A 22,136-nucleotide genomic window follows, 5' to 3' on the forward strand; every position below is an offset into this window, starting at 1 on the left:
GATACACACAGGCGTTGGGCAGCGTGCCAGTATACTACTGCCGGCCATCGATGTCCTTGACTCCCCCCGGACCCGGGTCTATATTTGCTGACTCAACAGTTAGTTGTCGGACAGAAGCATGCCATGCCCTTTTGACACCAAGCCACGCTGGGAGCGCCGTAAAGAAGCGCGGCCCCAGGAGTTGCTGGAGGCAGCGATCGACCTGTTCGTCGAGCGTGGCTACGCCGCCACGCGCCTGGAAGACGTCGCACGCCGCGCCGGCGTTTCCAAGGGCACGCTTTACCTGTATTACGAGAACAAGGAAGAGCTGTTCAAGGCCGTGGTCCGCAGCAGCATCGTGCCGGCCATCGGCGAGGCCGAGGTGTCGGTGGCCGAATTCGACGGCCACAGCGCCGACCTGCTGCGCCACCTGATCCACAACTGGTGGCAGCGGGTGGGCGCGACCAAGGCCTCCGGCATCGTCAAGCTGGTCACCGCCGAGGCCGACAATTTCCCCGAACTGGCCAAGTTCTATCAGGATGAAGTCATCAACCGCGGCACCGCGGCGATGACGGGCATGCTCGAACGCGGCGTGGCGCGCGGCGAATTCCGTCCCATCGACGTGAAACTGATGACGCAAGTCCTGACCGCGCCGATGCTGATGCTGATCACCTGGAAGCATTCGGTCGGCCCCTGCCCGCGTGCCGAACTCGAACCGCTGGCCTTCCTCGACACTTTCCTCGACATGGCGCTGCACGGCCTGCTGCCGCAGGCGACCGGGGCCGCCGCCGGCCCAAGCGCCGCGTGAGCGCCGGTGCCACGCCGGGACGCCGCCGTTCTTGCGTTTCAACCCCGCCAAACTGCAGACTGTCGCAATTTCCGCTGGTCCAGGCAGGCATGTCGTTAAGATATGCTTGCTGAAGCCGTTCAACGATAAAATATCGGATTATTTCTTTTACCACCGAGTATCAAGATGAATATCGAACAAGCCCGCTTCAACATGATCGAACAGCAGATCCGTCCCTGGAACGTGCTGGACACCGAGATCCTCGACCTGCTGCACGTGGTCAAGCGCGAACAATTCGTGCCGGCCGCGTACCAGAACCTGGCCTTCGCCGACGTAGAGATCCCGCTGCCGGGTGGCGACGTGATGCTGGCGCCCAAGTTCGAAGCGCGCATCCTGCAGGAACTGAACGTCAAGAAGCATGAAACCGTGCTGGAAATCGGCACCGGTTCGGGCTACATGGCAGCATTGCTGGCGCACCGCGCCGCCAAGGTGACGAGCGTGGAAATCAATCCGGACAACCGCGTGCTGGCCCAGAAGAACCTGGCCAGGGCCGGTATTCAGAACGTGACGGTGGAAGAGGGCAATGGCGCGCTGGGTTGGGACAAGGGCGCACCGTACGACGTGATCGTGATCTCGGGTGCGCTGGAAGTGCTGCCGGAAGCGATCCTGAAGCAGGTGAAAGTGGGTGGCCGCATCGCCGCCATCACCGGCCAGCCGCCGGTCATGGAATTCAGCATCATCACCCGCACCGGCGAAGCGTCGTGGAACCCGGTCAAGGTGTTCGAGACCAACATCCGCTACCTGGCCGGCGCCCCGGTGCCGTCGCATTTCCAGTTCTGAACGGACAGGAGGAATAACGATGCAGCACATTACCGCACCCGAGTTGGCCACCTGGCTGGCCGACCCATCGCGCCCCAAACCGCTGCTGCTCGACGTGCGGGAAAACTGGGAAGTCGAGACCTGTCACATCGAAGGCTCGACCCAGATCCCCATGAATCTGATTCCGATCCGGGTGACCGAACTGGATGACGACCGCGAGATCGTCTGCGTGTGCCATCACGGCGCGCGCAGCATGCAGGTGGCAGCTTTCCTGGAGCGTAACGGCTTCAGCAACGTAACGAATTTAACGGGCGGGATACACGCCTGGGCAGTGCAGGTCGATCCTTCGATGGCGAAGTATTGACGGCCTGATTCCAAAACTTTTGATGACTCCTGTGGAGATGGCAATGCAGAAACCCCTTATCGCCGTGCTGCTGGCTGGCGCGTTCTTCACGCTGGATGCCGGCGCAGCCGACCTGCTCCAGGTGTACCAGCAGGCACTGGCGAACGACGCCACCTATGCCAGCGCCCGCGCCTCCGCGGCCGCGGGACGCGAACGCAGCGTGCAGGGGCGTGCGGGATTGCTGCCGACGGTCGGCATCAGCGGAGGCATCACCCGTTCCAAGAGCGATAACTCGTCCCGCATCGGCCAGGTCATCACCGACCCGAACGGCGTCCCCACGGGCGTCTCCGGTGGCACCGATGCCTACGGCACCGTCAAGGACTACACGATCGCGCTGCAGCAGCCGCTGTTCCGCTGGGACCTGTGGCAGACCTATGAACAGAGCAAGCTGCAGCAATCCATCACCGAAGCGCAGTTTGCCCAGGCCCAGCAGGACCTGATCACGCGCGTGGCCCAGGCCTACTTCGACGTGCTGGCCGCCCAGGACACGCTGGCCTCGACCCGCGCCCAGAAGGTCGCGACCACCGAGCAGCTGGCCTCGGCCAAGCGCAACTTCGAAGTCGGCACCCAGACCATCACCGATACCCACGAAGCCCAGGCCGCCTACGACCTGGTGGTGTCGCAGGAACTGGCCGCCGTCAACGACCTGGAAAACAAGAAGACCGCACTCCAGGCGATCATCGGCACGCCGCCGGCGGCGCTGGCCACGCTGCGTCCCGGCGTGACCCTGAAGGCGCCGGAACCGATCAACGTCGACCAGTGGGTGTCGGCGGCCGAAAACCAGAATTACGCGGTGACGGCGGCCGAGCTGTCGGTCGAAGTGGCCAAGCGCGAAATCTCGCGCCGCCGCGCCGGGCATTATCCGACGCTGGACCTGACGGTGGCCTCCAGCCACACCGATGCCACCCGCACCATCCAGCCCTACAAGAACACCACCAATTCGATCGGTATCCAGTACAACATCCCGATCTTCAACGGTTTCGCCGTCACCAGCCAGGTGCGCGAATCGATCGCGCTGGAAGACAAGGCCCGCAACGACCTCGAGGCGAACCGCCGCAACGCGGCGCTGACGGCGCGCCAGTCCTTCCTCGGCGTGAACACCGGCCTGGCCCAGGTCAAGGCGCTGGAAGCGGCGGAAGTGTCGAGCAACTCGGCGCTCGAATCGAACAAGCTGGGCTACCAGGTGGGCGTGCGCATCAACATCGACGTGCTGAATGCGCAGCGCCAGCTGTACCAGACCCAGACCGACCTGGCCCGGGCGCGCTACAATACCATCCTGTCCGGCCTGCGCCTGAAGGCGGCGGCAGGATCGCTGCGCGAGGATGACCTGCAGCCGATCAATGCCTTGTTGCAGCAGCCTTGATGCTTGGGCGCATTGCATGAAAAACGGCGCTACGTGCGCCGTTTTTTGTTGGCCTTGAAACCGTCGCCCCTGCGAAGGCAGGGGCGACGGTTCGAGCGGTGATGGCTTTCAAGCCGCCGCGCGTTCCTCACGCTGGCGCCACTCGATCATCTCGGCGATCGTCAGGATCGGATAGCCGCGCTCGCGCGCAAAGCGTTCGATCGCTTCGCCGCGCATCATGGTGCCGTCTTCGTTCATCAGCTCGCACAGCACGGCCGACGGCTGCAGGCCGGCCATGATCGACAGGTCGACGGAACCCTCGGTATGGCCCTTGCGGCCCAGCACGCCGGCCGGGTTGGCGCGCAGCGGGAACACGTGGCCCGGGCGCACCAGGTCGGACGGCTTGGCATCCGGCGCGATCGCGGCGCGGATCGTGGTCACGCGGTCAAGCGCCGAGACACCGGTAGTGACGCCTTCGCGCGCCTCGATCGACACCGTGAACGGGGTGCCGTACTTGCTGCCGTTTTCGGCAGCCATCGGCGGCAGCTCGAGCGCGCGCACGGTGTCGGCGGTCAGGCACAGGCAGACGATGCCGCTGCATTCGCGGATCATGACGGCCATGGTCTCGACGGTCAGCTTTTCGGCAGCGACGATCAGGTCGGCTTCGTTTTCACGGTCGAAATCGTCGAGCAGGATGACCGGGATGCCGGCCTGGGTCGCTTCGATGGCGGCGGCAATGCGGCCGTCCAGGTCGTTGCTCTGAAGGGTAAAGGTATTGATGGTCATTGAGACGCTCCTCGCAATGGGTTTGTGACGTACGCCAGGGCGTACGTTTCTTGGCGAAAAACGCATCAGGGCAAAGCGAAACGGCGCGTTCCTGCATGCCGTGGCGGCACGCGGGTGCGTAATGACGCTACATCTTCTTTCATCCGGACTATACCGTCGGCCCTGGCTTCTCACCAGATCTGCTGACCCTGTATGAAACTACAGGCGCTCGCGGGCTCGGCCATGATGGCCATACCGCCGGTGGGGAATCGCACCCCGCCCCGAAGACGTATTTATGGGTGTCTGCCTTGCAGCAGACCAAACGATTGTAGCAGGCCCCGCAAAACGCTGCCGGGGCCGGCTGATTTTGGCTCGGCCGAGCCTGCGTGAGCTTAGTTGCTCAGGCCGCCACCGCCGGCATTGTCGGCGCGTTCGATCAGTTCGACCTTGTAACCGTCCGGGTCGGTGATGAAGGCGATCACGGTGCTGCCGCCCTTGACCGGACCCGGCTCGCGGCTGATGTTGCCGCCGGCGGCACGCACCTGCTCGCAGGTCTTGTAGATGTCCTCGGTCGACAGGGCGATGTGGCCGTAGGCCGTGCCCATCTCGTACTTGTCGGTGCCCCAGTTGTAGGTCAGCTCGAGTTCGGCATGGTCCGGATTGTTGCCGTAGCCGACGAAGGCCAGGGTGTACTTGTATTCGGGGTTTTCGCTGGTGCGCAGCAGCTTCATGCCCAGTACGTTGGTGTAGAAGTCGATGGAGCGCTGCAGGTCGCCGACGCGTAACATGGTGTGCAGGAGGCGCATTGTGGTCCTTGGTGTTGGTAACGGAAAGCTGGGATTTTATGCGCTTGGGCGAATTCCTGCAGGCGGGCTCCTGATTGGCGCCGCGTCGGAACAACGGGGTCAGAGCGCCAAAAGAAGAACCGGGCTCTGACCCCTGCGCCAACTCAGTTCTGCAGCTTGGCGTCGAGGGTGATGTCGGTGTTGAACAGCTTGGACACCGGGCAGCCTTCCTTGGCCTTGCGCGCCGCTTCCTGGAACGCCGCTTCATCGGCGCCCGGGATCACGGCGACCAGGTCCAGGTGCACCGCGGTGATGGCGAAGCTGTCGCCGACCTTGTCCAGCGACACGGTGGCCGTGGTTTCCAGCTTTTGCGCGGTCATGCCGGCCGCGCCCAGCTGGCCCGACAGTGCCATGGTGAAGCAGCCGGCGTGCGCCGCGCCCAGCAGTTCTTCCGGATTGGTGCCCGGGCCGTCTTCGAAACGGGTATTGAAGCCGTATTGCTGCTGGTTCAGTACGCCGCTCTGGGTCGATACCGAACCCTTGCCATCCTTGAGGCCGCCACTCCAGGCGGCGCTGCCTTTGCGCTTGATCGTCATGATGTTTGTTTCTCCTGATGGTGATTGGGTTATTTGGTTGCCGGCGTGATCCGCCAGACCATGTTGCCGACGTCATCGGCCAGCAGGACCGCGCCCTGCTTGTCGATTGCGACCCCGACCGGACGGCCGTAAGCCTTGCCGTCCTTGCTCAGGAAGCCGGTCAGCACGTCCTGGGGCGGGCCGCTCGGCTTGCCGTTATTGAAAGGCACGAAGATCAGCTTGTAGCCGGCGTGCGGCTTGCGGTTCCAGGAACCGTGCTGGCCGATCAGGGCGCCGTTCTTGAATTGCGGCAGCAGGCTGGCGTTGTAGAACGCCAGGCCCAGCGAGGCCGTGTGTGCGCCCAGCGCATAGTCGGGCGGAATGGCCTTGGCCACCATGTCCGGCTTTTGCGGCTTGACGCGGTCGTCGACGTGCTGGCCGTAGTAGCTGTACGGCCAGCCGTAGAAGCCGCCGTCCTTCACCGAGGTCATGTAGTCCGGCACCAGGTCGTTGCCGATCTCGTCGCGTTCGTTGACGGCGGTCCAGAGCATCTTGGTCTGCGGTTCGAAGTCCATCCCGTTCGGGTTGCGCAAGCCGCTGGCGTAGATGCGGCTCTTGCCGCTGGCGATGTCGTACTCCCAGATCGCGGCGCGGCCCTGTTCGATCTCCATGCCGTTCTCGGCGACGTTGCTGTTGGAGCCGACCGTGACGTACAGCTTCTTGCCGTCGGGGGACGCGGCCACGTTCTTGGTCCAGTGGTGGTTGATGCCCGCCGGCAGGTCCATCACTTTCGTGCCCTTGCCGGAGAGGGTGGTTTCGCCGGTTTTATACGGGAAGCGCCACAGGGCGTCCGCATTCGCGATGTACAGGTCGCTGCCGACCAGCGTCATGCCGAACGGCGAATTCAGGTTCTGGGCAAAGGTCGTCTTGGTAGCCGCGGTCCCGTTGGCGCCGATGCCGCGCAGCAGGATGATGCGGTTGGGCGATTCGACCCCGGCACCGGCTTTTTTCATGACCATGCCCTGCACCTTGGCCTTGATGCCATCTTCCTTGGGTGCGTTGGCCGGCTTGTTGCTCTCGGCCACCAGCACGTCGCCGTTCGGCAGCACGTACAGCCAGCGCGGATGGTCGAGACCCGTGCCATAGGCGGTGACTGCCAGGCCGGCTGCCGGCGTCGGCCGGGTGCCCTGGGGCCAGGGGTCGGCCGGGGCGATGTTCATGGTCGGGATCAGCGATTTTTGCGGCGCCGGCAGCTGTGGATCGGGACCGAAGCCGGGCGCATATTGCTGGGCGAGCGCATGCACGCTCATGGCCCCCAGCACAGCAAGCGCCAGCACCCGTGCGCTCATCGGTTTTGCCCCTTGTCGACCGGTTCCACCGAATCGTGGTCGCGCATGTCGCGGTGGCGGCCTTCCAGCGGCGTGGCCTGCCCGGTGGCGTCCGGCTTCGGCTGGACCGCCTGTTCCAGGCCGGGCGTGCCGCGGCCTTCGTAGTTTTCGGTGTCGACCAAGCCCTGCTCGATGTCGGCGGCAGCCTGGGCGATGATGCCGCGCGGCTTGATGCTCTGGCCATCCGGCGACTCGTCGCGCTCGTGCGGCTCGCGCTTGTAGCTCTGTTCCTCGATCTTGCGATCCGTGTTCACGACACGGTCTTTTTCTTCCTGCGGCATGGCAATCTCCTTGGATACAATCAGATTGCTTAAATCCTAACGCCCGCCACCAAAACCGGTCGCGCAATTGAATGCGATACACATGGTGTGAAAAAACGCCGAGGCTGCGTCTCCTCGGCTGGCTTCGTTGGCATTTGTTCAAAATGCCACTTAAATGATGCTTTTTTGCAATTAACTGGATAACATGTCGTTTTCGTGTGCCATGACCGGAATGACCGTGAACAGCGAACTCGACCTGCACCACGCCGCCAGCAATTGCCCGAATTGCGGCGCCACCGTCTCCGGGCATTTCTGCCACCAGTGTGGCCAGGAAACCGTGCTCCATCCGCCCAGCGCGCGCGAGTTCATGCACGAGTTCATCGGCCACTACGTGGCACTCGAAGGCAAGCTTTGGAAGTCGCTGGGCGTGTTATTGTTCCGCCCAGGACGCCTGACTCTGGAATACATCAATGGACGGCGCGTTCCTTACGTGCAGCCCTTGCGGATGTACCTGACATTCAGCCTGATCTTTTTCGCGGTCTTGAAGTTTTCCATGCATGACGTCAAATTGCGTGGAGAAGAGAGACCGCAGCATGGTGCGCCGGCGGTTGCCGCGCAGGCGAAGGGCGGCGCCGGGCAGGGCCGGGAAAAGACGGCCGCAGAGGCTGCCGTCCCGCCCGGCGCCGTGCACGCCAGCAAGACCGACGCCGTGCTCAAGGAAGACAATCCGGGCGAGGTCGGCGAGGTGGCGCGGCGTGCGAGCGCGTGGGTGAAGCCCCACAATGCGCATATCGCCGACAGGATCGAATATTTCGGCGAGCTGCCGTTTGAAGAAAAAGGCGCGCTGCTGATCGAGTCGTTCTATCACTACGCGCCCTATGCGATCTTCTTCATGATGCCGTTCTTCGCGCTGTACCTGAAGGTACTGTACCTGGGTTCCGGGCGGCGCTATGGTGAGCACCTGCTGTTCGCACTGCACACCAACGCGTTCGCTTTCCTGGCGATGACCCTGATGGTGCTGATACCGGATGGCTTTGGCCTGGTCACCTTCCTGCTGTGGATGTGGCTGGCGTTTTATCTGCCGGCCGCGATGCGCAAGGTGTATGGCGGCTCGCGCAAGCTCACCGCGCTGCGCTGGCTGGTGCTGATACTGTTGCACCAGCTGACCATCGGCCTGGCGATTCTCGGCGCAGTGGTATTCGGCGTCTTGCACTGAACGACGGACGCCCTTGCCGGAATCCGGTTCGCCCAACTATACTGTGCTTTTGTACAGTGATGGCTGAGTTGCGATATAGCAGAAGCCGAACGAATCGGTTAATCTTCTGTGTCTCTACCACCTGCTGCCGAGAACCGTATGCCCGTACCGCCTGAATCGCAACAAACCATCGCGCTGGTCGTACGGCAAAATACCGCCGGCATCGACGAGCCGGTGCGGGCCATCGTCGACTTCCTGCGCGACGGCGGTTATCGTCCCGTGCTCGAAGCCGATACCGCCAGCTACGTGGAAGTGCCCGGCGTGGACGCCATGACGGTGGAAGAATTCGGCGCGCAGGCCTGCGCCGTCATCGTGATCGGCGGCGACGGCACCATGCTCGGCATCGCGCGCCGCCTGGCGGGTTACAAGATTCCCCTCATCGGCATCAACCAGGGCCGCCTGGGCTTCATCACCGACATCCCGATCGAGCGCATGCTGCCCGCGCTCGGCGAGATCCTGAGCGGCAAGGCCAAGGCCGAGGAGCGCACGCTGCTGGAGGCGCGTGTGGTGCGCGACGGCGTGCAAATCCATTGCTCGGTCGCGGTCAACGACGTGGTGGTGGCGCGCGGCACCGGCGCCGGCATGGCCGAACTCAAGGTCACGGTGGATGGCGCCTTCATGTACAACCAGCGCTCGGACGGCCTGATCATTTCCACGCCGACCGGCTCCACCGCCTACGCGCTGTCGGCCGGCGGCCCGCTGCTGCATCCGACGCTGGCCGGCATCGTGCTGGTGCCGATCGCGCCGCACGCGCTGTCCAACCGCCCGATCGTGGTGCCGGACACCAGCGACATCGTGGTCGAAATCGTCAACGGGCGCGACATCAGCGTCAACTTCGACATGCAGACGTTTACGAGCCTGCAGCACGGCGACCAGATCATGATTTCGCGCTCGCCGAACACCATCACCTTCCTGCATCCGGAAGGGTGGAGCTACTACCACACGCTGCGCGAAAAGCTGCACTGGAACGAATACCCGTCCAGCGACGGCAAGCTCAAATAATCCGATCCAACTCCCTGGAGACACGTTCTTTCATGTTGCGTCTACTTTCCATCCGCGACTTCGTCATCGTCGACACGATCGAGCTCGAGTTCTCGAATGGCTTTTCGGTATTCACCGGCGAGACCGGCGCCGGCAAGTCCATCCTGATCGACGCGCTGCAGCTGGCGCTCGGCGGGCGCGGAGACGCGAGCATGGTGCGCGAAGGCGCGGCCAAGGCCGACATCAGCGCCGACTTCGCCCTGACGCCGGCCGCCAGCAGCTGGCTCGAGCAGAACGAATTCAGGGTCGAGGAGGGCGGCGCGCTGCTGCGCCGCGTGATCGACAATGCCGGCCGCTCCAAGGCCTACATCAACGGCAGCGCCGCCACCGCCAGCCAGCTGCGCGAGCTGGGCGAACTGCTGGTCGACATCCACGGCCAGCACGCGCACCAGTCGCTGCTCAAGGGGGATGCCCAGCGCGCGCTGCTCGACAACCAGGTGGCGGTGCGCGATCCGATCGCCAGCGCCCAGGTGCAACTGGTCGCCAGCACCTACAAAGCGTGGCGGGCGCTGGCGCGCCAGCGCGAGGAATACGAAACCAATGCCAAGAACGTGCTGCTGGAACGCGAGCGCCTCGAGTGGCAGGTCGGCGAGCTGGATAAACTCGCGGTCAAGCCGGGCGAATGGGTCGAGATCTCCAATGAACACAGCCGCCTGTCGCATGCCGCCAGCCTGATCGAAGGCGCGCAGGAAGCGCTGAACGCGATCTCCGAATCCGAGCAGCCGATCCTGTCGCAGCTGTCCTCGCTGAACCAGAAGCTGACCAAGCTGGTCGACGTCGATGCCGGCCTGCAGGCCGTGCTCGACTGCATGGAGCCGGCGCGCATCCAGTTGCAGGAAGCCGTGTACGCCTTGAACAATTACGTCGACAAGGTCGAACTCGACCCCGAGCGCCTGGCCCAGGTCGACGCGCGCATGGATGCGATCCACAGCACCGCGCGCAAGTTCCGCGTCACGCCCGAGGACCTGCCGGAAGAGCACGCCCAGCTGAAGGCCAAGCTGAAGCAGCTGGCCGACGCCAGCGACGTCGAAGGCCTGCGCCGCCAGGAAGAAAAAGCCAGGGGCGTGTACATGGAGGCGGCGCGCACGCTGTCGGCCACGCGCGCGCAAGCGGCCCAGCGCCTGTCGTCGCAGGTGTCGGAAGCGATGCAGGAACTGTCGATGAGCGGCGGCCGCTTCGTGGTCGGGCTGAATCCGTGCGAACCGGCGGCCTACGGCCTGGAACAGGTCGAATTCCTGGTGGCCGGCCACGCCGGCGTGGTGCCGCGTCCGCTGGCGAAAGTCGCCTCGGGCGGCGAACTGGCGCGTATCTCTCTGGCCATTTCCGTGATCACCGCCAACGCGACCACGGTGCCGACCCTGATCTTCGACGAGGTCGACACTGGTATCGGCGGCGGCGTCGCGGAAGTCGTCGGACGCCTGCTGAAGCGCCTCGGCCAGAGCCGCCAGGTACTGTGCGTGACCCACCTACCGCAGGTGGCGAGCCAGGCCAACCAGCATTTCCAGGTGGCCAAGGGCACTGTCGACGGCGGCAAGACCGTGTCGCGCATCGACGTGCTGGACACCAAGGCGCGCGTGGAAGAGGTGGCGCGCATGCTGGGCGGGATCGAGATCACCGAGACGACGCGCAAGCATGCGCGCGAGTTGCTCGCGTCCTGAACGTCGTCGTCCCTGCCTTCGCAGGGGCGACGCAGGCTGCTTACCCACAGTGGCTATCGCATCGATCGTAAATATCTAATCGGCCGTTATGCAATGCCAATTTATAATGGCATTCCCCAGCATCCACGTCCGATCCATGCCTTTTCGTAAAGAACCATCCCACCAGCACGGCACCATCGCCAAGCACGCCATCGTGCTCGTCAACCTCGGCACGCCCGATGCGCCCACCCGCAAGGCGGTGCGCCGCTACCTGAAGCAATTCCTGTCCGATCCGCGCGTGGTCGAGATCCCGCGCGCCGTGTGGAAGCTGATCCTGCACCTGGCGATCCTGCCGTTCCGCTCCGGCGCCTCGGCCAAGAAGTACGAGACCATCTGGATGCGCGAAGGCTCGCCGCTCAAGGTGTACACGGAACGCCAGGCCACGCTGCTGCAGAAGATGCTGGCCACGCGCGGCCACCAGGACGTGGAAGTGGCGATGGCGATGCGCTACGGCTCGCCTGCGCTGGCGGACGTGCTGGAGGATCTGAAGGCGCGCGGCTGCGAGCGCATCGTGGTGCTGCCGGCCTACCCGCAGTATTCGGGCACGACCACGGCCTCGGTGTGGGATGCCGTGTTCGATCACTACAAGCAGGTGCGCAATGTCCCCGAGCTGCGCCTGGTACGCAACTACCACGACCACGAGGGCTATATCGAGGCGCTGGCCAAATCGGTGGAAGCCTATTGGGAAGCGCATGGCCGCGGCGAGAAACTGCTGATGAGTTTCCATGGCGTGCCCAAGCGTACCCTGCAGCTGGGCGACCATTATCACTGCGAATGCCACAAGACCGCGCGCCTGCTGGCGGCGCGCCTGGGCCTGGGGCCGGACCAGTACCTGGTCACCTTCCAGTCGCGCTTCGGCCGCGCCGAGTGGCTGCAGCCCTATACGGCGCCGACCGTGCAGCAGCTGGCGCGCGACGGCGTGCGCCGCCTGGACGTCATGTGCCCGGGCTTTACCAGCGACTGCCTGGAGACGCTGGAAGAGATCAATATGGAAGTGCGCCACGATTTCGAATCGAACGGCGGCCAGGAATACCACTACATTCCCTGCCTGAACGACAGCCCGGACTGGATCACCGGGCTAGCCGAAGTCGCCGAACAGCACCTGATCGGCTGGCCGACCATCCTCACGCCGGCGCAGCAGGCGACGCAGAAGCGCGATGCCCAGATCGGGCGCGAGTACGCGCACACGCTGGGCGCCTGAGCGGCAACGGATGCATGGCCTTGATCGTGGGTGCGCCGTGCCCACGAATAAGGCCATTGCCTCGACAAGCTGTTAGAATGGCACGTTTTGTGGCGCCGATCCAAGCTCGGCCAGGCAGATCACTGCCATCGCCAGCAGGGTGTAGATCACGACGGCGCCGCTTATCAGATGCAATCTCATGATTGTCCCCCATGGTTCCACGCCGCCCGGCGGCCATATGATGCAGGATTAATGTGTCTAGGAAACATGGTAGAACGGAAAGCTGATGAAGGATTCTGCTGCCTGGTAAATCTTGTAACAAATAACGACAAGCACGCCACGATGTGAATCGCGCAATTCCCCTTGAAAATGTAGGAGATTGCCTCATATGGGTGCCAGCGTGACCAGCAGTCATTCACTAACAATCAGCCAAGTCCTTGATTCCAGGAGTTTTTTCGATGCAAGACCAAGAAAACCAAGACGTGAGCAACCAACCGGACGCCGACGCAGCCGCTCAGGCAACCCAGGCCGCGCCTTCCGCGGAGCCCAGCCTCGAAGAACAGCTGAGCGCTACCGAAGCCAAGCTGGCCGAGATGCACGATGCGTTCATGCGTGCCAAGGCCGATGGCGAAAACATCCGCCGCCGTGCCCAGGAAGACGTGAGCAAGGCGCATAAATTCGCGATCGAGAGCTTTGCCGAAGCCATGGTGCCGGTGCGTGACAGCCTCGAGATGGCACTGAAAGTCGAAGCGCCGACGGTGGACTCCATCAAGGAAGGCGTCGAGATGACCCTCAAGCAGCTCACCACTGCATTCGAAAAGAATCGTCTGGTCGAAGTGATGCCGCAGGCGGGCGACAAGCTCGACCCGAACAAGCACCAGGCCGTCGCCGTGGTCCCGTCCGAACAGGAAGCGGGCACCGTGGTTACCGTGCTGCAGAAGGGCTACATGATCGCCGACCGCCTGCTGCGTCCGGCCATCGTGACTGCTGCGGCGCCGAAATAAATGTTGCACAGGAGCTGAACAAGCTCTTGAAAGCAAGCGTTATTTCCCTATATTCGACACATCTGAAAACTGAGTACTAAAAAGGAAAATATTATGGGCAGAATTATCGGTATCGACCTGGGCACGACCAACTCCTGCGTAGCCATCATGGAGAACGGCCAGCCGAAGGTTATCGAGAATGCGGAAGGCGCCCGTACTACGCCTTCGATCATCGCTTATCAGGAAGATGGCGAGATCCTGGTTGGCGCGCCGGCGAAACGCCAGGCGGTCACCAACCCGAAGAACACCCTGTTCGCCGTCAAGCGTCTGATCGGCCGTAAATTCGACGAGAAAGAAGTCCAGAAGGACATCGGCCTGATGCCGTACGCGATCGTCAAGGCCGACAATGGCGACGCCTGGATCGGCGTGCGCGACAAGAAACTGGCGGCACAGCAGGTGTCGGCCGAAGTCCTGCGCAAGATGAAGAAGACCGCCGAAGACTACCTCGGCGAAGAAGTGACCGAAGCCGTGATCACCGTGCCGGCCTACTTCAACGACTCGCAGCGCCAGGCAACCAAGGATGCCGGCCGCATCGCCGGCCTGGACGTCAAGCGCATCATCAACGAGCCGACCGCGGCTGCGCTGGCATTCGGCCTGGACAAGACCGACAAGGGCGACCGCAAGATCGCCGTGTATGACCTCGGCGGCGGCACCTTCGACGTGTCGATCATCGAGATCGCCGACGTCGAAGGCGAAAAGCAGTTCGAAGTGCTGTCGACCAACGGCGACACCTTCCTGGGCGGCGAAGACTTCGACCAGCGCGTCATCGACTACATCATCGACGAGTTCAAGAAAATCAACGGCCTCGACCTGTCGAAAGACCCGATCGCCCTGCAGCGCATCAAGGCCTCGGCCGAGCGCGCGAAGATCGAACTGTCGTCGTCGCAGCAGACCGAGATCAACGAGCCGTACATCGCGATGGCCAACGGCGCCCCGGTCCACCTGAACCTGAAGATCACCCGCGCCAAGCTGGAAGCGCTGGTCGAGGAACTGATCGCCAAGACCATCGAGCCGTGCCGCATCGCCATCAAGGATGCCGGCGTCAAGGTTTCGGACATCGACGACATCATCCTGGTCGGCGGCATGACCCGTATGCCGAAGGTGCAGGAAAAAGTGAAGGAGTTCTTCGGCAAGGATCCGCGCAAGGACGTCAACCCGGACGAGGCTGTCGCTGTCGGCGCCGCCATCCAGGGTTCGGTCCTGTCGGGCGAGCGCAAGGACCTGCTGCTGCTGGACGTGACCCCGCTGTCGCTGGGTATCGAAACCCTGGGCGGCGTGATGACCAAGATGATCCAGAAGAACACCACGATCCCGACCAAGTTCTCGCAGGTGTTCTCGACCGCCGACGACAACCAGCCGGCCGTGACCATCAAGGTGTACCAGGGCGAGCGTGAAATCGCCGCCGGCAACAAGGGCCTGGGTGAATTCAACCTGGAAGGCATCCCGCCGGCAGCACGCGGCACCCCGCAGATCGAAGTGACCTTCGACATCGACGCCAACGGCATCCTGCACGTCGGCGCGAAAGACAAGGCCACCGGCAAGGAAAACAAGATCACCATCAAGGCCAACTCGGGTCTGTCGGAAGACGAGATCCAGAAGATGGTGAAGGACGCCGAGCTGAACGCGGAAGAAGACAAGAAGGTCAAGGAACTGGCCGAGTCGCGCAACCAGGCCGACGCGCTGGTCCACTCGACCCGCAAGTCGCTGACCGAGTACGGCGACAAGCTGGAAGGCGGCGAGAAGGAAAAGATCGAAGCTGCGATCACCGACCTGGAAGCCTCGATCAAGTCGGGCGACAAGGCCGACATCGATGCCAAGGTTGCCGCGCTGTCGACCGCTTCGCAGAAGCTGGGCGAGAAGATGTACGCCGACATGCAGGCCCAGCAGGGCGGTGCCGCGGGTGGCCAGCCGGGTGCTGACGCCGGTGCCGGCGCTGGCGCCAAGCAGGACGACGACGTCGTCGACGCCGACTTCAAGGAAGTCAAAGACGCCAAGTAATGGTAGGGTGGACGTCTTGTCAATCAGTCCCCCGGACTGATTGACCCCGCCGAGCCGATGCGACCCCAGGGGTGCCCGGCTCGGTTTTTTTGCATAGATAGTTGAGTAAATAACAGCAAGGTGCCGACAAATGGCAAAGCGTGATTTTTACGAGATCCTCGGGGTCGCCAAGGGTGCTTCGGAAGAAGACATCAAGAAGTCGTATCGCAAGCTTGCGATGAAATACCATCCTGACCGCAATCCGGACAACAAGGAAGCGGAAGAGAAGTTCAAGGAGGTCAAGGAAGCTTACGAAATGCTGAGCAATCCGGAGAAGCGCGAGGCCTATGACCGCTACGGTCACGCCGGCGTCGATCCGAACGGCATGGGCGGCGGCGGCTTCGGCGCGGGCGGTTTCGGCGATGCCTTCGGCGACATCTTCGGCGATATCTTCGGCGGCGGCGCCCGTGGCGGCCGCGGCGGCGGACCCCAGGTCTACCGCGGCGCCGACCTGCGCTACAACCTCGAGATCACGCTGGAGCAGGCAGCCGCCGGCTTCGACACCACGATCCGCGTGCCGAGCTGGGACAAGTGCGACACCTGCCACGGCAGCGGCGCCAAGCCGGGCACCCAGCCGGTCACCTGCTCGACCTGCGCCGGCCACGGTCAGGTGCGCATGCAGCAGGGCTTCTTCTCGATCCAGCAGACCTGCCCGAAGTGCCACGGCAGCGGCAAGATCATCCCGGAACCGTGCGCGGCCTGCGGCGGCGCCGGACGCATCAAGCGCAACAAGACGCTGGAAGTGAAGATCCCGGCCGGTATCGACAACGGCATGCGCATCCGCTCGTCGGGCAACGGCGAACCGGGCACCAACGGCGGGCCGCCGGGCGACCTGTACGTCGAGATCCACATCAAGCCGCACGAAGTGTTCCAGCGCGAAGGCGACGACCTGCACTGCGAGATGCCGATTTCCTTCGTGAAGGCGGCGCTGGGCGGCGAGATCGAGGTACCGACCCTGGGCGGCAAGGTGTCCTTCACCATCCCCGAAGGCACCCAGACCGGCAAGACCTTCCGCCTGAAGGGCAAGGGCATCAAGGGCGTGCGTTCGGGATACTCGGGCGACCTGTTCTGCCACGTGGTGGTCGAGACCCCGGTCAAACTGACCGACAAGCAGAAAGACCTGCTCAAGGAGTTCGAGCGCCTGACCATCGACGGCGGCGCCAAGCACAGCCCGCAAAGCAAGGGCTGGATGGATAAAGTGAAGGACTTCTTCGAGTAAGAGGTCCGCGGACCAGAGGTCCATGAGCCGCTGAATGGTGAAAACCTTCGGCGGTTTTTTTTACGTAAAACGTCGTTCCCACCTGGCCGGTTGCGGTGGGTTCCGTCACACGCTTCCGTAAAGACAATGTTCAAGTGTATATTTCTGTATTCACAGCTTTAACATTGTTCTGTTTTCGCAAGCACAATGGCCGTGCTCGCATCCGCATCCGTATCAAGATAGGAGTTTATTATGGCAAAAACCCCAACCGGCCTCACCGCCGCCGACCTGTTCGAACGCAACCGCAAATGGGCGGCAGCAAGGGTGGAAGAAGATCCGGGCTTTTTCTCGGACCTGGCCTCGCAGCAGGCGCCTGAATACCTGTGGATCGGCTGCTCGGACAGCCGCGTGCCCGCCAACGAACTGCTCGGGATGGCGCCAGGTGAACTGTTCGTGCACCGTAACATCGCCAACGTCGTGGCGCACTCCGACCTGAACGCCCTGAGCGTGATCCAGTTCGCGGTCGACGTGCTGAAGGTCAAGCACATCATCCTGTGCGGCCACTATGGCTGCTCGGGCGTGGGCGCCGCCCTCAACTACACCCGCGTCGGCCTGGCTGACAACTGGCTCGGTCACGTGCGCGACGTGCGCGAAAAGCACGGCAAATACCTGGGCAACGTGGCCGGCAAGGCGGCCGCCGACCGCCTGGTCGAACTGAACGTGGCCGAGCAGGTCATCAACATCGCCCAATCCACCGTCGTGCGCGACGCCTGGGAACGCGGCCAGCCGCTGACCATCCACAGCTGGGTCTACGGCGTGCATGACGGCCTGCTGCGCGACCTCGGCATCACGATCAGCGACCAGGCAGAGATCGAGCCGAAGCTGCAGGCAGTGCTGCAGGGTTACCTCGACGGCCAAGCCCAATAAGACGGCGAAGACGTCAGAAGCGGTGGCGCAGACCCACCGCGAACTGGCGCTTGCCCGTGCCGGGCTCTTCGCTGTTGCCTTCCGTGTAGGCGGCGCCGTTGCGGTTGCGGATCACGCCGTAGGAAGCATACACATCGCTGCGTTTGGAAAACGCAAACATATAGGCAGCACCCAGCTGCCGCGCGTCCTGGTCGAGGTCGCTGCGGTCGTCCATCCGCACATAGCTCAGCACCACCGTGCTGACCCCGAGCGGCACCCAGACACCCAGCAGCAGGGCGCGGCTGTCGGTCGACGCGACCGGCGCCGCGCCGCCGAACACCGCCACGCCGTTGTTCAGCGGCGCGCTGTTGCGGCCCTTGCTGACTTCATACCCGACGTGGGCACGCGCGATCCCGACATCGTAGTTTGCTCCCAACAGCAGGTTGCGCGCGGGATCGGTGCCGGACAGGCCGGGAGCGTCATTGTTCTTGCGGTGGTAGGCGATGCGGGCAGCGACCGGGCCGCGGCTGTAGCCGAACGAGCCGCCGATGGCGCGCCCGGCGGCAGGGTCGCCGGCGACCTCGCCGGCCGCCACCATCAGGTCGCCGCTGAAACCATTGAAGTCGGGACTGCGGTACAGCACCGAATTGGCGGCCCGGAAGCCGGTCGGCGGCATCAGGTTGTTCGAACGGACCACGCCGTTGCGCAGCGGATCGACCACTACGTTCAGCGTGGTGAACAGCGGCGTATCCTGCAGGCCGACGCTCACTGAACCGAAGCTGCCGCGCAGTCCCACTATCGAGGTGCGCCCGAACAGCGTGTTGTTCTGGGTCGAGGTGCCGTTGTCGGCGTGGATGCCGCCTTCGAGCACGAAGAATGCGGCCATGTTCCCGCCCAGGTCTTCGACGCCGCGCAAGCCCCAGCGGCTCTGGGTCGCCATGCCGCTGGTCACGCGGGTCGAGGTGCCGCCCATGCCGCCACCGTCGACCGACACGCCGACATCCACCACGCCATAGAACGTGACCGCACCGTCGGCCAGCGCGGTGCCGCTGCACAGCATTGCACTGCACAGCAGCGCGCCGCGCAGCAGGGAAATCGATGCTTGCATCATCCGTCCCTTCAGGCAACCGTGACCGGCGCGGCGGCGGCGGCGGATTCCGGATCGGGGATCGGCTCGATTTTCCCGAGCACGAACACGAAGCAGACGATGCCGATCACGAGGATGACGCCGGCGACGAAGAACGCGTTGGTGAACGAGGAGGTGGCGCCGACGATCATGCCGGTGACGATCGGTGCGGCCGCGCCCATCAGGTTGTTGGCCAGGTTCATGATGCCGCCGATGGTGCCGGCGCCGCCCTTCGGCGCGATCAGCGACGGCAGCGACCAGCTGACCGGCGCCGCCGAGGCCAGGCCGCCGAGCGCGATCGAGATCCAGAAGATGGCCCAGGCGGGATCGGTGGTCTGGGTAGCGCCGAACACCGCCAGGCCGAAGGTCATCCCGACCACCAGCACGGTCTTGCGGACCTTCGATTCGTCCTTGCCGCGCGAGACCAGGTGGTCGATCAGCCAGCCGCCGACGAACAGGTCGGTCAGGGTGGCGAAGGCCCAGGGGATGGCGGCGTAGCCGGCCGATTGCAGGATGCTCATGTGCATCGACTCGACCAGGTAGCCGGGCAGCCAGGTCAGGAACAGATAAAAGGTGTAGCCGTAGGCGGCGAAGCCGATCGTCAGGCCCCACACCTTGGATTTGGTGAGCAGGTAGCCCAGCATGTTGACGGCACCGGCGTCGGCCGGGCCTTCGGGGGCGGCACCGCCGCGCTGGATGTAGTGGTATTCGGCTTTCGACAGGCGCTTGTCGGCGCTCGGATCGCGGTACAGCAGGGTGAACGCGATGAAGTAGCCGAAGCTCAGCGCGGCAGTGAGCGCGAAGCCCCAGCGCCAGCCGAAGCTCACCACCGTGATCGCCACCAGCGGCACGCCGATCACGTTCGAGAACTTGGCGGCGGCATCGAAGATCGCGGTGGCCAGGCCACGTTCGTGGCGCGGGAACCAGTAACCGGTGGCCTTGGCGCTGACCGGGAAGGCCGGGGCCTCGGCTACCCCCAGGATGATGCGCGCCACCAGGATGCCTGCGAAACCGCTCGAGCACGCGGTGATCACCGATGCCACCCCCCACAGGAAGGCACCCCAGCGTCCGACCCGGGTCGGGCCGAAGCGGTCCAGCACCATCCCGACCGGGATCTGCAGCAGTGAATAAGACCAGGCGAAGGCGGAAAACAGCAAGCCCAGTTCGACTGCGCTCAGGTTGAACATCTCCTTGATCTGGGGCGCCGCGACCGACAGGCCGATGCGGTCGATATAGTTGATCAGGACGCCTGCGCCGAGCAGCGCGCCGATGCCCCAGCGGCGCCGTGGAATGCCTTGTTTGCTTGTAATTGCCATGTCTGTGTCTCCTGTGGTTTGTGGGAATGGGTTCTAGCGACCCTCGGATTGCAGGATTTCTTCGGTGAGTACCGGAAGGGGCTTGCCGATGTCGAACAACAGGCCGGCTTCATCGTCTTGCAGGGGTTCGAGGTCGCGCAGCTGGCTGTCGAGCAGCGAAGCCGGCATGTAGTGGGCGGTGCGGGCCCGCATGCGCTCGGCGATCAGGTCGCGCGGCCCGCTCAGGTGGACGAAGCGCAGGTGCGGGTCGGCGGCGCGCAGCAGGTCGCGGTAGCGGCGCTTGAGCGCCGAACAGGCCAGCACCAGGCCTTCCTCGCGCGCCCGCGCCGCAGCGATCTCCACCTGCAGCGTGGCCAGCCAGCCGGCGCGGTCGTGGTCGTCGAGCGGGGTGCCGGCGGCCATCTTGGCCACGTTCGATGCGCTGTGGTAGGCATCGCCTTCGAGGAAGGACACGCCCAGCGCCTGCGCCAGCCGTTGGCCGACTTCGCTCTTGCCGCAGCCGGATACGCCCATGACGATCCAGCGGGCCGGCACGGCGGAAGGAGATGGAAGCTTGGTGTGCATAGTCGGATTATGATAAGTGATGATAAATTTGGTAGCGCTATCAGATTGGTGGCGAGTCTACGCCGATGGATGGGTTTGTAAAGGAGATTCCATGCTGCTATGCAGCATGGGTAAGCCGCGGCCTTCGGGAAAAGGCCGGAAGAGAGGTCAGGCGCTCTCGCGCGCCATCAGCGTGAAGCCGAGATCGATACGGGTGACGGCGGGCCGGTCGCCGTGGATCACGGCACGCAGCAACTGGGCGGCCTCGAAGCCGACCCGGTAGCGCGGGGTGGCGATGGTGGTGACCGACGGGTTCATCCAGGCCGACACCGGCAGGTCGTTGAAGCCGCAGATCGCCAACTGGCCGGGAACCGCGATCCCGCGCCGCTGGCACTGGAAGATGGCGCCCTGTGCAAGGTCGTCGTTGCAGCAGAAGATCGCATCGCACTCGGGCGCCACCGACAGCATGCGGCCCAGCAGTTCGGCGCCGAGGGCAACCGTCGACGGATCGGCGACCATGGTCTCGAGCCGGGGATCGTAGCACCCGGCTTCGCGCAGTGCGCGGCGATAGCCTTCCGCCCGTTTCAGCGTGCGCTCGTCGCGCTGGGCGCCCATGAAGCCGATGCGCTGGTAGCCTTTGTCGAGCAGGTAGCGGGTCATCGTGTAGCCGGCCTGGGACTGGGAAAAGCCGACCGACAGGGCGTCGGGCGAACTCGCCAGGTCCATCATCGACACCACCGGCAATTTCGATGACGCGAGGATGTCCATCACGCGCTTGCTGTGCGTCAGGCCGGACAGCAGGATGCCGTCCGGATTCGACTGCAGATAAATGCCGAGCAGTTTCTCTTCCTCGGCATCCGAGTAGCGCGTATTGCCGATCAGGATCTGGTAGCCGTCGGTTTCCAGCGCATCCTGGATGCCGGCCAGCACGGCGGTGAACACGGCGTTCGACAGCGAGGGGACCAGCACCACGATCACCTTCGACTGCGCCGAGGCGAGCGCGCGGGCGGCGCGGTTGGGCACGTAACCGAGCTCGGCCACGGCCTGTTCGACGCGCGCGCGCAGCGCCTGCGACACCAGCTCGGGCTGGTTGATCGCGCGCGACGCCGTCATGGTCCCGACGCCGGCCCTGGCAGCGACCTCGGTCAGCGTGACGCGGCCGCTGGCGCGGTTGCGCGTGGTCTGTGGTTTGTTCATCGTGTCAGCAGTGGTGGTGTGCCTGGTAGCGTTATCAAGCCATGTCGCAGCCTTGGCCGTGTATCATGGCGCTCCCGGGATAGTCCGGAAATCTGGTACTGGAGCACGATTATGGCAAATGATCCGGCAATTGGCGAACTGCAACAGCTGCGCGACATCGTGCGCCGGTTCGTGGACGAGCGCGACTGGGACCAGTTTCATTCGCCCAAGAACCTGGCGTCGGCCTTGAGCGTGGAAGCGGCCGAGCTGCTGGAACACTTCCAGTGGCTGCAGCACGGCCGGATCGAGGAACTCGGCCCCGACAAACTGGCCGAGGTAAAGCACGAGATGGCCGACGTGCTGGTCTACCTGGTGCGCCTGGCCGACAAGCTCGATGTCGACCTGCTGGCCGCGGTCGAGGAAAAAATGGTGCTCAACCGCGCCAAGTACCCGGCCGACCAGGTGCGCGGCGATGCGCGCAAGTACCACGAATACAAACGTTGATCGGACCCTGC

The 22,136-nt window shown here is 63.9% G+C and carries 22 protein-coding genes and 1 riboswitch; of the genes, 13 read left to right on the top strand and 9 right to left on the bottom strand.

Features of this window, described 5'->3' with window-relative positions:
• Positions 1 to 118 precede the first annotated feature (118 nt).
• The 4 genes from FBX97_RS10525 to FBX97_RS10540 all read left to right on the top strand — a co-directional run bounded on the left by FBX97_RS10525 (position 119) and on the right by FBX97_RS10540 (position 3,351).
• Positions 119 to 787 carry a TetR/AcrR family transcriptional regulator gene (locus FBX97_RS10525; protein WP_141831364.1) on the top strand — a complete coding sequence of 223 codons (669 nt, stop codon included), beginning with the start codon at positions 119 to 121 and terminating at the stop codon, positions 785 to 787.
• A gap of 165 nt (positions 788 to 952) precedes the next feature.
• On the top strand, positions 953 to 1,606 hold the full coding sequence (locus tag FBX97_RS10530; RefSeq protein ID WP_141831366.1) for a protein-L-isoaspartate O-methyltransferase: 654 nt from the start codon (positions 953 to 955) through the stop codon (positions 1,604 to 1,606).
• A 19-nt stretch (positions 1,607 to 1,625) separates the two neighbouring features.
• Entirely contained in the window at positions 1,626 to 1,949 is a 324-nt protein-coding gene (locus FBX97_RS10535; protein ID WP_141831368.1) for a rhodanese-like domain-containing protein, read from the top strand.
• A gap of 43 nt (positions 1,950 to 1,992) precedes the next feature.
• Positions 1,993 to 3,351: a TolC family outer membrane protein gene (locus tag FBX97_RS10540; RefSeq protein ID WP_141831371.1), complete on the top strand. Its 1,359-nt coding sequence runs from the start codon at positions 1,993 to 1,995 to the stop codon at positions 3,349 to 3,351.
• 108 nt (positions 3,352 to 3,459) lie between these two features.
• Here FBX97_RS10540 and ribB read toward each other — a convergent pair whose 3' ends face one another.
• From ribB to FBX97_RS10565, 5 genes are all read right to left on the bottom strand, one after another.
• Entirely contained in the window at positions 3,460 to 4,116 is a 657-nt protein-coding gene (gene ribB / locus FBX97_RS10545) for a 3,4-dihydroxy-2-butanone-4-phosphate synthase (RefSeq protein ID WP_141831373.1), read from the bottom strand.
• A 127-nt stretch (positions 4,117 to 4,243) separates the two neighbouring features.
• Positions 4,244 to 4,388, bottom strand: a riboswitch (FMN riboswitch).
• Between the two features lie 99 nt (positions 4,389 to 4,487).
• Positions 4,488 to 4,901, bottom strand: a complete 414-nt coding sequence (gene gloA, locus FBX97_RS10550; protein ID WP_141831375.1) for a lactoylglutathione lyase — start codon at positions 4,899 to 4,901, stop codon at positions 4,488 to 4,490.
• A 143-nt stretch (positions 4,902 to 5,044) separates the two neighbouring features.
• The gene (locus tag FBX97_RS10555; protein ID WP_185748556.1) at positions 5,045 to 5,476 is read right to left on the bottom strand and encodes an OsmC family protein; all 432 of its coding nucleotides are present in this window, start codon (positions 5,474 to 5,476) and stop codon (positions 5,045 to 5,047) included.
• A gap of 29 nt (positions 5,477 to 5,505) precedes the next feature.
• Positions 5,506 to 6,804: a sorbosone dehydrogenase family protein gene (locus FBX97_RS10560; protein ID WP_141831377.1), complete on the bottom strand. Its 1,299-nt coding sequence runs from the start codon at positions 6,802 to 6,804 to the stop codon at positions 5,506 to 5,508.
• A complete protein-coding gene (locus FBX97_RS10565) occupies positions 6,801 to 7,124 on the bottom strand; it encodes a hypothetical protein (protein WP_141831379.1) in 324 nt (107 codons plus the stop codon). The genes FBX97_RS10560 and FBX97_RS10565 overlap by 4 nt, the downstream gene beginning before the upstream one ends.
• A 202-nt stretch (positions 7,125 to 7,326) precedes the next feature.
• On the opposite strand from FBX97_RS10565, the gene FBX97_RS10570 reads away from it, so the two are divergent.
• The 8 genes from FBX97_RS10570 (at position 7,327) to can (ending at position 17,481) form a co-directional block, all read left to right on the top strand.
• Positions 7,327 to 8,319, top strand: a complete 993-nt coding sequence (locus FBX97_RS10570) for a DUF3667 domain-containing protein (RefSeq protein ID WP_255517417.1) — start codon at positions 7,327 to 7,329, stop codon at positions 8,317 to 8,319.
• Between the two features lie 138 nt (positions 8,320 to 8,457).
• Positions 8,458 to 9,360, top strand: coding sequence for an NAD kinase (locus FBX97_RS10575; RefSeq protein ID WP_141831381.1), 903 nt, complete (start codon positions 8,458 to 8,460; stop codon positions 9,358 to 9,360).
• A 32-nt stretch (positions 9,361 to 9,392) separates the two neighbouring features.
• The gene (gene recN, locus FBX97_RS10580) at positions 9,393 to 11,057 is read left to right on the top strand and encodes a DNA repair protein RecN (RefSeq protein WP_141831383.1); all 1,665 of its coding nucleotides are present in this window, start codon (positions 9,393 to 9,395) and stop codon (positions 11,055 to 11,057) included.
• A gap of 136 nt (positions 11,058 to 11,193) precedes the next feature.
• Positions 11,194 to 12,297, top strand: a complete 1,104-nt coding sequence (hemH, locus tag FBX97_RS10585) for a ferrochelatase (RefSeq protein ID WP_141831385.1) — start codon at positions 11,194 to 11,196, stop codon at positions 12,295 to 12,297.
• A gap of 437 nt (positions 12,298 to 12,734) precedes the next feature.
• Positions 12,735 to 13,280, top strand: coding sequence for a nucleotide exchange factor GrpE (grpE, locus tag FBX97_RS10590; RefSeq protein WP_141831386.1), 546 nt, complete (start codon positions 12,735 to 12,737; stop codon positions 13,278 to 13,280).
• A 93-nt stretch (positions 13,281 to 13,373) separates the two neighbouring features.
• Positions 13,374 to 15,317 carry a molecular chaperone DnaK gene (dnaK, locus tag FBX97_RS10595; protein ID WP_141831388.1) on the top strand — a complete coding sequence of 648 codons (1,944 nt, stop codon included), beginning with the start codon at positions 13,374 to 13,376 and terminating at the stop codon, positions 15,315 to 15,317.
• A 130-nt stretch (positions 15,318 to 15,447) separates the two neighbouring features.
• Positions 15,448 to 16,575: a molecular chaperone DnaJ gene (gene dnaJ / locus FBX97_RS10600; protein WP_141831390.1), complete on the top strand. Its 1,128-nt coding sequence runs from the start codon at positions 15,448 to 15,450 to the stop codon at positions 16,573 to 16,575.
• A 231-nt stretch (positions 16,576 to 16,806) separates the two neighbouring features.
• On the top strand, positions 16,807 to 17,481 hold the full coding sequence (gene can / locus FBX97_RS10605) for a carbonate dehydratase (protein WP_141831392.1): 675 nt from the start codon (positions 16,807 to 16,809) through the stop codon (positions 17,479 to 17,481).
• 13 nt (positions 17,482 to 17,494) lie between these two features.
• Here can and FBX97_RS10610 read toward each other — a convergent pair whose 3' ends face one another.
• The 4 genes from FBX97_RS10610 to FBX97_RS10625 form a co-directional block, all read right to left on the bottom strand.
• Complete coding sequence (locus FBX97_RS10610) at positions 17,495 to 18,571, bottom strand: porin (RefSeq protein ID WP_255517418.1); 1,077 nt, start codon at positions 18,569 to 18,571, stop codon at positions 17,495 to 17,497.
• Positions 18,572 to 18,579: 8 nt separating this feature from the next.
• Positions 18,580 to 19,902 (bottom strand): MFS transporter, encoded by a 1,323-nt coding sequence (locus tag FBX97_RS10615; protein WP_141831394.1) that lies wholly within the window; start codon positions 19,900 to 19,902, stop codon positions 18,580 to 18,582.
• Between the two features lie 33 nt (positions 19,903 to 19,935).
• Entirely contained in the window at positions 19,936 to 20,466 is a 531-nt protein-coding gene (locus FBX97_RS10620) for a gluconokinase (RefSeq protein ID WP_255517419.1), read from the bottom strand.
• A 147-nt stretch (positions 20,467 to 20,613) separates the two neighbouring features.
• Positions 20,614 to 21,642 (bottom strand): LacI family DNA-binding transcriptional regulator, encoded by a 1,029-nt coding sequence (locus FBX97_RS10625; protein ID WP_141831396.1) that lies wholly within the window; start codon positions 21,640 to 21,642, stop codon positions 20,614 to 20,616.
• Between the two features lie 111 nt (positions 21,643 to 21,753).
• Here FBX97_RS10625 and FBX97_RS10630 point away from each other — a divergent pair, with 111 nt between their 5' ends.
• Positions 21,754 to 22,125 carry a nucleotide pyrophosphohydrolase gene (locus FBX97_RS10630; RefSeq protein WP_141831398.1) on the top strand — a complete coding sequence of 124 codons (372 nt, stop codon included), beginning with the start codon at positions 21,754 to 21,756 and terminating at the stop codon, positions 22,123 to 22,125.
• Positions 22,126 to 22,136 lie beyond the last annotated feature (11 nt).

Origin of the sequence: Herbaspirillum sp. SJZ107 (genome assembly GCF_006715485.1) — a bacterium.
Classification (GTDB): Bacteria; Pseudomonadota; Gammaproteobacteria; order Burkholderiales; family Burkholderiaceae_D; genus Telluria.